The organism is Fumia xinanensis, assembly GCF_014384905.1.
Lineage (GTDB): Bacteria > Bacillota > Clostridia > Oscillospirales > Ruminococcaceae > Fumia > Fumia xinanensis.
Genome location: NZ_JACRSV010000001.1, coordinates 549,730 through 562,541, shown reverse-complemented (window position 1 = coordinate 562,541; position 12,812 = coordinate 549,730). Strand labels below are relative to the sequence as shown.

Sequence of the window (12,812 nt, the reverse complement as noted above, 5' to 3'; positions counted from 1 at the left end):
CCTCCTACTTGATCTGCGACAGCTTGTCGTCGATCATGGGATAGTATTCTTCCATCTTTTCAAGCTGATTGTTGGGGATGTTGTACTTCATCTTTACAAGCGCGTCAAACACTCCTGTCTCCGCCATAAGGGACACAGGGATACTGTTTTTCACGAGCCGCATGGCCTGGTCGTAGAGGTAGAGGATGATTTTCATCATGCCCAGCTGTTTTGGGAGCGGCACGTAGGTGTCGTCCTCGTGGAAGGCGTTCTGCTGCAAGAAGCCCACCCGGATGACCTTGGAGATTTCGATGACGAGCTTCTGGTCCTCCGGCAAAACGTCGGAGCCGATGAGCTTGACGATCTCCATGAGCTTCGCCTCTTCGCCGAGGATGTTCGAAAGCCGCTGACGGCACTGCAAAAAGTCGGGGCTGACGTTTTCTTTGTAGTAGGCCGCCAAATCGTCGATGTATTCGCTGTAACTGGTGATCCAGTTGATGGCAGGATAATGCCGGGCGTAAGCCAGCGATTTATCCAGCGCCCAAAAGGTGCGAACAAAACGCTTGGTGTTCTGGGTGACTGGTTCGGAGAAGTCGGAGCCCTGGGGGGAAACCGCTCCGATGATGGAAACGCTTCCCTCTCCGCCGCTCAAGGGAATCATATACCCGGCCCGCTCATAGAACTCGGCTAAACGGGACGGCAGGTAGGCCGGGAACCCTTCCTCGGCGGGCATCTCTTCCAGGCGTCCGGAAATCTCACGGAGAGCTTCCGCCCAGCGGGAGGTAGAGTCCGCCATGATGGCCACGTGGTAGCCCATGTCGCGGTAGTATTCCGCCAAGGTGATGCCGGTGTAGATGGACGCCTCACGGGCGGCAACCGGCATGTTGGACGTATTGGCGATCAGTACAGTACGGTCGGTCATGGCGCGGCCGGTTTTGGGGTCCACAAGCTCCGAGAATTCCTCCAGAACCTGGGTCATTTCGTTGCCGCGCTCGCCGCAGCCGATGTAGACGATGATATCAGCATCGCACCATTTGGCCAGCTGATGCTGGGTCATGGTCTTGCCGGTTCCGAAACCGCCGGGGATGGCCGCGGTGCCGCCTTTGGCGATGGGAAACAAGGTGTCGATGATCCTCTGACCGGTGATAAGGGGTCGGGCAATAGGAAGCCGTTTTTGGACCGGCCTTGGTGTCCGGATGGGCCATTTCTGGCAGAGTGTCAGTTCTTTTTTCTCTCCGCCCTCGGTGCGGATCACTGCAACGGTATCGTTGACGGCATATTGCCCGTCGGGCATGACTTTCACGACTTCGCCGCTCAAATTAGGGGCGAGGAGGCATTTGTGCAGGATTACAGGGGTCTCCGGGCAGGTGGCGTAGATCTGCCCGCCCTTTAAGGTGTCCCCCACCTTAACCTGCATGGTCACGTCGTATTTTTTCTCGGTGTCGATGGGAGAAACGTCGATTCCCTCGTCGATGAAAGCGCCGCATTTGTCAGCAATTTTCAGAAGAGGGCGTTCGATGCCATCGTAGATATTTGTTAAAATACCGGGTCCCAGAGTCGCGCTCAGCGGCGCGCCGGTGGAATAAACCGGTTCGCCGGGTTTTAAACCGGTGGTCACTTCGTAGACCTGAATGGTGGTAAATTTATCGGTAACGCCGATGACCTCACCAACCAGTTTTTTGTGGCCCACATAGACCATCTCTAGCATGGAGAAGTCTTTGGTGTCTTTGACCTTAATGACTGGCCCGTTTATCGAATAAATGGTATTGTTCAAGGTTTTTCACTCCTTTTCCGAAATGGGGACTTCTTTTTCAGGAGCTTATCTGAGGTCTTTTTTCAGCTGTTTTTTCAAAACCAGAAGCCGATCAAAACCGCCCGCAGATTTTGAAAAAACAGCCCAAAGGCCGGACTCTCAGACAAGCTTTGGGCACATCCCGCGACAAAGCCGAGGATAAACAACCCATAAATTCAAAGAACGTCCAGCTGTATGCTGTTGTCGGAGTAAAAGTCCTCCTTTTTGGCATTGAGCTTATAGGCAAAGGTCTCGTCAATGTAGATGTTGTCAGCAGGGCTTACGATGACGATGCCGCCCAATAGATTCATTGGATCAGGCTCCACCTCGCAGCCGGGGGCCAGCTTTTTCATGAGTCCACAATCTGCTTCCCGGGCCAAAATCTTCGCTTTGGACAGATCGGCCTTTTGAAGAACAGCAGCTAAATATTTTTCGTACTCTCCGCTCTCGGAAAAGGCTTTGAGTTCTGCGCCCGCCTTTTCAAACAGGCCCTCGATCAATTCTTTCCGCTTCAGCAGCACTTGCTGCTTTGCATTGAGCTTTTCCTTGGTAATGGCCTGGGCATACTGGGCTTCGATCTCTTCCAGTTCCTGTTTGGCCTCTTTTTCGGCCTCGTTTTTCGCCTCTTCCTCGGCTTTTTCCAGCACTTCTTTCTGATGTGCTTCCACCTCAGCTAAAATTGCCGCCACTTTTTCGTTGACTTCAGTAAAAATCGCTTTTTCAAAGCGTGCTAATTTTTCTTTATCGTTTGGCAAAGGAAACCCTCCTTCAATACAGGTTCTCCCTGTCTCATTGGTCACAAGCGGAGACGTCAGATATTGATGCCGACAGCCTCCCTGATGTATGTGGTAATGGAATCCCCAATGTCGGAGTCACCGTGACGGTCTGGAATTTCCACGATCAGGGGACGCCGCTTGTTGAGCTTGATGTCGTACACCACGTCTTTGCAAAGGGTGATGAGCTTTTTGGTCATCAATACGATGCCGATGTCCTCGGTGGCGCAGACCCGTTCCAGGGCCTGACGCACTTCGTCGTATTCGTGAACAACCTCGCCTTCAATTCCGGCAAGGCGCATTCCGACCTGAGTGTCTACGTTGTCGCTGATGAGATACATGCGCATCCCGAGTCACCCCCTAGTTAAGTGTTTGAGTCGTCTCAAAAATTATCGTGGAGGGCTTTTGGCCCTCCACCGAATCAAATTATCAGACTCTGTTGAGGATCAGGATGGAGATCAGCAGACCATAGATGGCGATACCTTCACCCAATACAACGAAGATCAACGCTTTGGCGAAAGACTTGGGGTCTTCGCTGACAGCGCCGATAGCAGCGGGAGCAGCGGCGGCAACTGCGATACCAGCTCCCAATGCAGAAAGCCCGGTAGACAGAGCAGCGGCGATATAGCCCATGCCAGCTGCGGCAGATCCGGCCGCAGCTGCTTCACTGGCAGCGGAGACAAGTCCGCCGACAGGCATAACAACTGCCAAAGCACACACGCCAAAGAAAGCGCAGAGATTGAGAACGATGTTTCTTCTTGCTTTTTTACCGGTGGACATTCCTCTGAGTACATTGACGAGGGGCAGGCTGATTAAAACGAGAGCTGCAAGAGGCAGCAAAAAGTGATAAAATTTCATGATGTTTTCCTCCTGAAAGTCATTTAGTCTGATATGTGAAAGCAGGATAGGCGCGCCCTATTCGGCTTTGTAGGAAATGGATGCCGGTTCGTATTCCTTACCGTCGCCATTGTAGAAACGGCTGAAAATCTCGTAAAACTCCAGTCTCAGCACCTGGATGCCCACGATGAGGCCCTCGAGGCACATGACAAAAACGTTGCCGATCACCATGACGACTATTGTACCGCCCCCGCTCATCATTTCGCTGAGAGACATGACCACAGCCATCATACCGGCGTGGGAGAGAATAAATCCGCCGACACGCAGGAAGCTCATAGTGTTGGACAGGTAGCTCAAAACATATTCGAACATCTCAAAGAAGTTTTCGAGGATAAAGGTGCCCACCCCGTCGGCGGGCTTTAAGTCCTTGCGTTTCTTCATCATTTTGCCCAGCGGCTCCCTCAGAAAGATGAGCAGCACGGGAATCACAATGACTAAAATAATGAACCAGGGACTGAGTACATTGATATTATAAAGCATCAACGCTGCCACCGCGATAACGGCTCCCATATAGAGCACTAGTCCCGCAAGCCCGTTGTTGCCGAATACCGCCCGTTCGTAGTCCTTGTGCTTGAAACCGAGGCAGATGTTAATAATCATGGCAACACAGATAACGCCTACGCCGATAAAAATCGCCGCCAAAAGCAGCATATTCGTTGTCCCCGCCTCAAATACCTTCAAAGGAAGGATTCCGCCGAAACCCAAACTTTCCCACATCGGGTCGAGCCATTCTTCATAGCCGAACACTGAACCGTAGATCGTGCCGAAAACTGCGCTGGAAATTCCCAGCCGGAGCATAATCCGCCCAAAGTCCATTTTTTTGGCCAGCCCCAGGAAAAGACCGATAAGGGCGATCACGAGTCCTTGGCCCAAATCGCCGAACATGATGCCGAACATCAAGGTATAGGTAATGGCCACTAAGGTGGTGGGATCATAATCATGATAAGAAGGTAGGCCGTACATTCCTACAAACATCTGGAACGGTTTGGCGAAGCCTTTGTTCCGAAGCTTTGTGGGCGGGGTCAAGGCCGGGTTCGCATCTACCGGATTCAGCATGCAGGACACGCCGTCGATGTCATTGAGGGAATCGGCAAACTTCCTTGCGTCCCTAGCCGGGACAAATCCCTCCAGATAGAAGCTGTTGTGGGCCACCGCCACGTATTTCCTCATGGAAAAGGTATCCGATGCCGCTTTCAAAACGGTAAAGCAGGAATTCAAACAATTGAGTTCTTCCTGTTTAATATCCGCAATCTGTTTTCGCACTTCCACAAGACGGTTTTTGTGCTCTTCCAGCATGCCGCCGATATGCTCGATGGCGATTTCCGGCTTGTTATGGGCGTAATCCGGTACCCGGAGCCGTTCAAAATAGAGAGATTTAAAAATGTCGTCGATCGATTCGATCTGCGGAGCCGGAGCGAAGTAAACCCCCCAATAATACTCGCTATCGTGGTCAAAGGTAAAGAAAAAGAAAGGCTTTTTATCGTAAAAATTGAGTTTTGGAAAGCTGTCGTAGGGCAGCCGCCCAAACCTGACTTTAACATAACTGGAGGCGAATACTTCATCGAAGGAGACATCCAGCCCCTGCAAATGCTTGATGAGCATCAGTGCCTGCTCGTACTGGCCGATTTCCTCCTTGAGGGTCTTCTTCTCCTGAGACAGGGCGGAAGCCTTATCCCGTATTCGTTTAATTTCGCCGTCCGCCGCTTCCGGGGTAAGGTTACCCGTATCCTCGGTGTATTGGAGCTTGGCATGGATATCCTGTGCCAGATCATACAGCTTTTTCAGAGAAGCGGAATAGGTGTTTTCTCCGTTCATCAAACTGAACGCCGTGGTTTTGTCCCCTGAACTCAGGACAGTCTCCGGGTGAAACACTCCACTTTGAATACACTTTAAAAGCGTTTGATCAAGCTCCGGCAGGTGGCCGACAATATCGACCAGCTGCATTTTTTCAATAGCCATTTTTCAGGTACACCACCTTTGTTTTTTGTGGTTACAATATCAGCAGACTGAGGATTTCGTCCTGCGGCTGACCGTACCGCACTCCCTCAATCACGGTAATAATGTTCTGTACTTCAATATTTCGCAAAGCGATGAACGCATACATGGCGACAGCAGCTTTCGTCGTTCCATGCAGCTGTCGCTTATAGATGCGGTAGCAGTAGGAATGGGTGTAATACTCCATAAAACCTTCCGGCACGCCTTTATGCATTTCCTCACCGGGCCGCACGATTTTGGCAATTCCCGTCATTTCGGCGATGGTTTTCGCCTCCAGGATTTTTTCCAGTTTCTCGTCGTTTAAGTGGTAACGGTATGGAAACAACAAGGGTTTGATTTGTTCCGCATCCATATGGTGAAAATACTTGAGGCGGAAAATGATTTCCACATTGTGCGCCTCAATTTCAGCCTGCATAATCTCTTTGAGGGCTTTTTTCGTCGCCCCTCTGAAATGCTTATCCACCGAATCGAACAAAAACTGGTAGTAATAGGAATAAAGCGCGAACTCACAGTGCAGATAATCTGCTGTGCCGTCGTCCCGGCGAAGTCTTCTGAGAATCGCCGCGTAAGGGGTCCCCGACAGCGCCTCGATCAGTTCGTCAAGATTCTTGACCTGGGTCAGCACCATCAGGTTAAAGGAAGTGTGGTGCATGAGGTATGACGGCATCTCGATAATAAAGCCTTCCGTCTGTCCCGCGCCGATGAGCATCAGGCAGCGGAGTATTTCATCCACTTCTACCCTGGTCAGTATAAAATCATAAAAACCGTTGTCGGAAAAATCATACCGGCGCAGAGAAGAGTACTTATAGTACAGATCCTTTTTAATGAGCGATTCTAGCTGGCCACGGTGGATTTCCGTCTCGTTGATGTTTTTCAGTGCCTTCTGGTAGGAAGGATTTTCTTTCAAAAAGGCTGCGACTTCTCCTACATCTGATTTTCGTGCCATCTGAGAGAAATCGGAAGGGGTCAGCCGTTTGCCAAAAATCGCGTGGACCTTTGTCAGGATCGCATTGCTGGAGAAAGAATTGAGCATCGGTTTCCATCTCCTTTAGCCGTTGAGGACCGAATCGACGATTTGGCGCAGCCATTCGTCCTTTCGGCTCTCGAATTGTTCCGCCAATTTCTGGGTAGCGGCATTTGCAGCCTCACGGATTTTTTCCACCTCGCTGTTTTCCTGCTGTTTGCGGGAATCGCGTACTTTCTGCACCTTTTCTTCAAAGACGGCTCGCTGGGCTTGCTGGATTTCGGCGACCTGCCCGTCTAGTTTTTCTTTCATGTGATCCCGGTCCTCGTATGCCTGCTGCAGCTTCTGCTGCGCGCGGGCGTCAATGTCCAAAATCTGGTGGATAATATCATCCATTCGAAATCACCTGGCCTTTCCCGGTTGATGCAGAATGAAAAACATCCTGCCATTCTATTATAAACCATTATCTGTAAAAGAAGCAAAGTTTCACAAGAAAATTTCACATTTTTGCTATGCACCTAATCATATACCCAATCCGTCAAATTTACAATAGAGTTCCTACTGAAAAAGGCTGGGCAAATAAACTAGTTTTTTGTACAAATTATATATAAAATGCGAATAAAAATCTTTATTGACCCAGGATTTCCATGGTTTACCTCTGAAAAACCTTACTGCTGCAATCGCTTGGGAATTCATAGGCTGCTGCCGTCAGATTTACCTCTGTTAAACATGCACAATCAGGCGCGCAGGAGCGCTTGAACTGGTTTTGCACAAATCGGCGGAAAAACAGCTTCGCGCACCGTCCGATCTCTTCAGAAGAAATTTCTGGAAATGCTTTTTGGGCGTAGAACTCCAGCGAGTTTGTCGACAATCCGTACTCCAAAAAATAGTAAAGAAAAAAGTCGTGAAGCTCATAGGGCCCCAAAATTTCCTCGGTTTTTTGGGCGATACCGCCGTTTTCGTCAGCGGGGAGCAGCTCAGGGCTGATGGGAGTGGCCAAAATATCCCGGAGTACGCCGCCACAGGAGGCAAATCGCCCGCTTTCCGCCAAATGTGAAACCATCTGCCGCATCATGGTTTTTGTGACGCAGACGTTGACATTATAATTTGCAATGTGGTCCCCGGCAAAGGTACAGAATCCCAGCGCCGCTTCGGACAAATCCCCCGTCCCCACGACGATGCCGCCGATTTGGTTTGAAATGTCCAGCAAAATCTGAGTCCGTTCTCGGGCCTGCGCATTTTCGTAGGCGGTGTCGTGCACCTGCGGGTCCTGCCCAATGTCCGAAAAATGCTGGAGCACTGCGTCCCGGATGGGAATTTCCCGGATGGTGCAGCCGAGGCCCTGCATCAGTTTCAGGGCGTTTTCATAGGTTCGCCCGCTGGTGCCGAAGCCCTGCATAGTCACCGCCACTATGTTTTCGGGGGGCAGATTCAATAAATCCATTGCCTTTTGGCACACGAGAAGCGCCAGTGTGGAGTCGAGCCCGCCCGAAACGCCAAGCACTACCTTGCGGGCGCCGATATTTCGCAGGCGGACAGCCAGCGACGACGCCTGAAGGACAAAGAGCCTTTCGAGAAAATCCGCTTTTTCTTTCGGTAGAAAAGGGTCGGCGCTGACGGTAAACTCATTATCGTTGCAGCGGGGAACTTCCAAGCACACAAGCTCTTTCTTCGGTGCAAGAGGCAATCCATGATTGCGTTTATATCCTTTTATGAGCTCTGGATCTAGGATTGACTCATAACATACCGCCTCCATGGCATCTTCTTCCGAAAAAGCCTTTTCTCCCAGAAAATATTCCGCCGCGGAAGCCTCGTACAGATATGGGGCTGAAGTGTCCCCTGCCCCTCCATTTATATAAAACAAACGGCATCCGAGGCTGCGGGACACAACTTTCATTATTTCGTCCCGCCGTTCCCGGCTGACGGTGTTAGCCGGCGCCTGCTCACAGACCAAAAGCAGCTCGACGCCTTCCGTTTCCAGCGCTCCTAAATCAAAAGCTAGGCGTGCTGTTCCCGCTGTATACAGGCAAGTTCTCATGCCGCACAAATTGAACAATTGATATCCGCCCATGGGAATTTCTGCCATTGTTTTTCCCTGACAGAGTATCTCATAAAACAAACTTCCGTTTTCATGATATTTGCCCAGCAATAGAATAGAAATACCTGCCGCATTTTGCACACGTAAAAATGCCTGCTCCGCCGTATCAATCCACGTTTTACCACAGGCGAGCTTTCCCACGTTGCCACCCAAACAGTAAGGCGGCAACACCAAAACGCCACAGCCCTTGTGCTCTTCCAGCAAAGGGATCAGCTCTTCTGCTGATTGTTCCGGATCTCCAAGAACCACGCGGTTTGATAGTATTCCTATCTTTACAAATGAAGGCATATTTTTTCCTCCAATCTTGTCCCGCCGGATTTCACCGGCCGCGCAGTCAAGATAAAAAGCGCCCGGAGGCGCTCTCTCGACTGCTTAACGTTTCATTGCATTCAGTATATCATATTTTGGCTAAAAATACCACTCTTTCCCGGTTCGAAAATTTTTCCCATTCATTTCCCATTTGGACAAAAGCTGTGAATAGAGAAAGGCCAACTAAAAAATAAAATTTCGCCTCAGAAAAGGACAGAAGGGTTCCCTCCTGTCCACCCGAAAATATTCCTATTCCGCTTCACTGAAATTAGAAACTTTACAGCAAACTACTTCTTGCAAAATAATATCGAATCGCCTCACCAATAAATTTTGACGCCCCTTCTCCATACTGACAGTCCGTGACTTCGATGATAGACGGGTTGTGCAGGTATCCATCAATGAGGATATCCCAATAGTTATCACCCATATCCATATTTGGACTGTGATTTTCATCAAACAAATGAATAATTTCATCGACAACACCCTGTACTTCTTGCAAACTAACATCCTTCGAAATATCTTCCACCAGCATTTTCATCAGGTTCCTGCTTTTTTCCACATATCCGTCTTCTTTGATTTTTTGCATCTTTTCCATATTCTCCGAAAAATGGCTTAGGTTATTTTTCATGGCCGCCGTGTACTTTTCCACGCTTCCATAATACTGAATAGCCGTTTTGGCGATATCCGTTTCATCCGCTCTTACTTTCTCGATCAAGGCGTCGAACTTCTCCATACTCCCCCAGTGTTTGATGACTTCTTCGGCATGCTCGTTTTTGAAGGTTTCCAGCGCCGCGATATATTCACTCAAATCAAATTCTTGAAAGCTTATACACAATTCTCCTTTTTCCAGATTACTCAGCAGGCTGAGCATTCGATTCAGCCTGTCCCGTTTTGCCGTCAGCAGGATTTTCTGCTGCTTAAACGCTTCTACTTTGCTGAAATCGGGGTCCTCCATGATACTTTTGATTTCTTTCAGCGGAAAATCCAGCTCCTTGTAAAACAAAATCTGCTGAAGCGTATTCAGCGCCTCGTCGTCGTAGAGCCGGTAACCCGCCTCCGTCACCCTCGTCGGCTTGAACACCCCGATTTCGTCATAGTATTGCAGTGTACGCACGCTGACGCCCGTCAGTTTGGCAATTTCCTTTACCGTTCTCATCCGAAACCCCTCCATTTGGTTATTTTTAAAATGAACGGGATACTTTCGCCCGGCGAAAGCCTTCGTATCCCCCATTCCTATCATAACTTACCACGCAGCGTGAGAGTCAAGAGCTTTTCAAAATTTTTTGTATTTCTATTGACATTTTAAGGACAATTGCATATAATAACAAATGAATAGATGCTCATATGTTTAATTATAGAATAAAGGAGAATTCTGATGGGACTGGAAAAATCTTTGGAACACGCCTGCTGTCTGGACGGACATCACCACTATGAGAACATTCCCGACGTGACCCGGGAGATACCTGATGACGATACTATCTTTGAAGCCAGCGAATTTTTCAAGGCGCTGTCAGACAGCAGCCGGCTGAAAATCATTACCTCCCTGCTGACCCATGAATTGTGCGTCCAGGACATCTCCGAGCAGGTTAACTTGTCTCAGTCGGCCGTTTCCCATCAGCTCCGGGTACTGCGGGCGGCACGTATCGTCAAATACCGCAAAGACGGCAAAATGGTGTATTACTCCATCGACGACGAGCATATTGCGGAGATCATCGGAACCACGATCTACCATTTATCGGAACAACCGGCAAAATAGTTTATGTAAATCTTTCAAGCCCGGAATTTTGCACCTTTGCCCTGCAAAACCGGCCAATATATTCTGGAAAGGAATGTTGATTGACATGAAAAAATTTCGCCACAAAGGCTCTCACGAATATTCAGAAGCATCCTGTACGGGCGGCGCCTGTGGCCCTGAGGATAATGAACATACCCATTCCCACGAACACGATCACGAAGAATCCTGCCATTGCGACCACGAGCATTCTCACCCACATGACCATCCTCCCGGCTGCGACTGCCCCCTCTGTCGGGAAGGCGGCGGCTGTTCCTGCGGCCATGACCACGCCACCCATGAAACCGGTAAAAAAGATTTGATTTTATTGGGAATCGCCGCTATATTGGTGGCTGTTTCCTTCTTCCTCCCCCATGGGGAAACATTCGAACCTCTATGGTGGCTGCGGCTGGCAATACAGGCCGCCGCGACTTTGTTCGCCGGATACGACCTGCTGATTGCCGGTTTCAAAGGGCTATTTAAGTTCTCCCTGGACGAAATGACGCTGATGACCATCGCTGTCGTCGCCGCCTTCGCCATCGGGGAAGGCTTTGAAGGGGCGCTTGTCACTATCCTCTTTAAAATCGGCGAGTTCTTTGAAGACAAGGCCGTCCAGAACAGCCGCAAACGGATTGACGCGCTGGTGAACATCGTCCCGGAAAATGCTAATCTCCTTTCGCCCGACGGCTCGGTTCGAGAAATCGCCGCCAGGGAAATTTCCGTCGGCGACACCATCCTCGTAAAAGTGGGCGACCGAGTGCCCTTGGACTGCATCATTCTCGAAGGCGGCAGCGACATCGACACCTCCGCCGTCACCGGCGAAAGCGTGCCTGTCCGCTCGGAGACAGGCGATTCCCTCCTCTCCGGCATGATCAACTTAAGCGGCGCGCTGAAATGCCGGGTGGAAAAGAGCTACGAAAACTCCACCGCCAACAAAATTGCCGAGCTGGTCAAGGACGCCACCCGGGAAAAAGGCAATACCGAGCGGTTTATCACAAAATTCTCGAAAATCTACACCCCCGTCGTAGTCGGCCTCGCCGTTCTCATCGCCGTTTTGCCTCCCCTGTTCGGTCTCGGTGAATTCGTCACTTGGCTGAACCGCAGCCTCATCTTTTTGGTGGCCTCCTGCCCCTGCGCGCTGGTGATTTCCGTCCCCATGACCTTTTACAGCGTCATCGGCACCGTTTCCAAAATGGGCGCCCTCATCAAAGGCTCCAAACACGTGGAAATCCTGTCCAAAGCAAAGAACTTCGTTTTTGATAAAACCGGAACCCTGACCACCGGTAAAGTGAAAGTATCGGGGTACGGCTCTCTTTCCGCTCTGGACAAGGAAGAGGTCCTCCGCCTTGCCGCCGTGTGCGAAAGCGTGTCGAGCCATCCTATCGCCAAAGCGGTCATCGAAAAGGCGGGCGCTGCCCTTCCCGCCCCCGATGTGGCGGAAGAAATTGCCGGCAAGGGCGTCAAGGCAATGGTGGACGGAAAAGCCTACTACTGCGGCTCCTACAAGCTGATGAACGACCGGGGTATTCCGCTGGACGCCGCCCCCGCCGCAAACCTCTACCTCTCCGATGAAGAAAACCTCTTAGGCTACATCCAGATCGGCGACACAGTGAAGCCGGAAGCCAAAGCAGCCCTCGCCGAACTGAAGGCGCTGGGCGCGCAGAAAACAATCATGCTCACCGGCGACCGGAAGGAGCAGGCGGAGCTGACCGCCGGCTTCCTTAACGTAGACGAAGTCCGCAGCGACCTGCTCCCCCAACAGAAGGTGGAAAACCTGCTCACCGTGAAGCAGACCGGCGTTACCGTTTTCGTCGGAGACGGCATCAACGACGGGCCGGTCCTCGCCGCCGCCGATTTGGGTATCGCCATGGGCATGGGCAGCGACTTGGCAACTCAGACCGCCGACATGGTGCTCATGTCAAACAACCTGAAGGGGATTACCGCCGCCATCCGCGCCTGCCGCAAAGGAATGCGGATTGCCCGGGGGAATATCGTGTTCATCCTCCTTGTCAAGGCGCTGGTGCTGGTGTTGGGCGCTTTGGGCTACGCCCCCATGGCCGCCGCCATCTTCGCCGACGTGGGCGTCACCCTGATCACTGTCCTCAATTCGCTGCGCATCCTCAAGGTGCGGAAGGAATCACGCAGATAAAAGTCAGAAAGCCGCTGGTTATTAAAATACCAGCGGCTTGTGTTTTCCCTGCTAACTATAAGCAAGCAATTTTCCGGCAAAAATC

At 50.8% G+C, this 12,812-nt stretch carries 11 protein-coding genes; 2 read left to right on the top strand and 9 right to left on the bottom strand.

Going from position 1 to position 12,812, the window contains the following annotated elements:
• Window positions 1-4: 4 nt before the first annotated feature.
• The 9 genes from H8710_RS02725 to H8710_RS02685 all read right to left on the bottom strand — a co-directional run bounded on the left by H8710_RS02725 (window position 5) and on the right by H8710_RS02685 (window position 9,963).
• Entirely contained in the window at window positions 5-1,753 is a 1,749-nt protein-coding gene (locus tag H8710_RS02725) for a V-type ATP synthase subunit A (RefSeq protein ID WP_249293868.1), read from the bottom strand.
• A gap of 194 nt (window positions 1,754-1,947) precedes the next feature.
• Window positions 1,948-2,526 (bottom strand): V-type ATP synthase subunit E, encoded by a 579-nt coding sequence (locus tag H8710_RS02720; protein WP_249293867.1) that lies wholly within the window; start codon window positions 2,524-2,526, stop codon window positions 1,948-1,950.
• A gap of 56 nt (window positions 2,527-2,582) precedes the next feature.
• The gene (locus tag H8710_RS02715) at window positions 2,583-2,891 is read right to left on the bottom strand and encodes a V-type ATP synthase subunit F (protein ID WP_249293866.1); all 309 of its coding nucleotides are present in this window, start codon (window positions 2,889-2,891) and stop codon (window positions 2,583-2,585) included.
• Window positions 2,892-2,973: 82 nt separating this feature from the next.
• Window positions 2,974-3,402 (bottom strand): ATP synthase subunit C, encoded by a 429-nt coding sequence (locus H8710_RS02710; protein WP_249293865.1) that lies wholly within the window; start codon window positions 3,400-3,402, stop codon window positions 2,974-2,976.
• 57 nt (window positions 3,403-3,459) lie between these two features.
• Window positions 3,460-5,400: a V-type ATP synthase subunit I gene (locus H8710_RS02705; RefSeq protein ID WP_249293864.1), complete on the bottom strand. Its 1,941-nt coding sequence runs from the start codon at window positions 5,398-5,400 to the stop codon at window positions 3,460-3,462.
• Window positions 5,401-5,431: 31 nt separating this feature from the next.
• A complete protein-coding gene (locus tag H8710_RS02700; protein ID WP_249293863.1) occupies window positions 5,432-6,469 on the bottom strand; it encodes a V-type ATPase subunit in 1,038 nt (345 codons plus the stop codon).
• 15 nt (window positions 6,470-6,484) lie between these two features.
• Window positions 6,485-6,796, bottom strand: a complete 312-nt coding sequence (locus H8710_RS02695) for a hypothetical protein (protein ID WP_249293862.1) — start codon at window positions 6,794-6,796, stop codon at window positions 6,485-6,487.
• A 256-nt stretch (window positions 6,797-7,052) separates the two neighbouring features.
• Window positions 7,053-8,786, bottom strand: coding sequence for an NAD(+) synthase (gene nadE / locus H8710_RS02690; protein WP_249293861.1), 1,734 nt, complete (start codon window positions 8,784-8,786; stop codon window positions 7,053-7,055).
• Between the two features lie 298 nt (window positions 8,787-9,084).
• Window positions 9,085-9,963, bottom strand: coding sequence for a MerR family transcriptional regulator (locus tag H8710_RS02685; protein ID WP_249293860.1), 879 nt, complete (start codon window positions 9,961-9,963; stop codon window positions 9,085-9,087).
• 219 nt (window positions 9,964-10,182) lie between these two features.
• Between H8710_RS02685 and H8710_RS02680 the strand changes: the two genes are divergently transcribed.
• Both H8710_RS02680 and H8710_RS02675 read left to right on the top strand, forming a co-directional pair.
• Complete coding sequence (locus H8710_RS02680) at window positions 10,183-10,563, top strand: ArsR/SmtB family transcription factor (RefSeq protein ID WP_249293859.1); 381 nt, start codon at window positions 10,183-10,185, stop codon at window positions 10,561-10,563.
• An 85-nt stretch (window positions 10,564-10,648) separates the two neighbouring features.
• Window positions 10,649-12,727 carry a heavy metal translocating P-type ATPase gene (locus H8710_RS02675; RefSeq protein ID WP_249293858.1) on the top strand — a complete coding sequence of 693 codons (2,079 nt, stop codon included), beginning with the start codon at window positions 10,649-10,651 and terminating at the stop codon, window positions 12,725-12,727.
• Window positions 12,728-12,812 lie beyond the last annotated feature (85 nt).

Coding starts and splice junctions, on each gene's coding strand:
- H8710_RS02680 (WP_249293859.1), top strand. CDS start 10,183: ATGGGACTGGAAAAATCTTTGGAACACGCCTGCTGTCTGGACGGACAT.
- H8710_RS02710 (WP_249293865.1), bottom strand. CDS start 3,402: ATGAAATTTTATCACTTTTTGCTGCCTCTTGCAGCTCTCGTTTTAATC.
- H8710_RS02715 (WP_249293866.1), bottom strand. CDS start 2,891: ATGCGCATGTATCTCATCAGCGACAACGTAGACACTCAGGTCGGAATG.
- H8710_RS02675 (WP_249293858.1), top strand. CDS start 10,649: ATGAAAAAATTTCGCCACAAAGGCTCTCACGAATATTCAGAAGCATCC.
- H8710_RS02700 (WP_249293863.1), bottom strand. CDS start 6,469: ATGCTCAATTCTTTCTCCAGCAATGCGATCCTGACAAAGGTCCACGCG.
- nadE (WP_249293861.1), bottom strand. CDS start 8,786: ATGCCTTCATTTGTAAAGATAGGAATACTATCAAACCGCGTGGTTCTT.
- H8710_RS02695 (WP_249293862.1), bottom strand. CDS start 6,796: ATGGATGATATTATCCACCAGATTTTGGACATTGACGCCCGCGCGCAG.
- H8710_RS02705 (WP_249293864.1), bottom strand. CDS start 5,400: ATGGCTATTGAAAAAATGCAGCTGGTCGATATTGTCGGCCACCTGCCG.
- H8710_RS02685 (WP_249293860.1), bottom strand. CDS start 9,963: ATGAGAACGGTAAAGGAAATTGCCAAACTGACGGGCGTCAGCGTGCGT.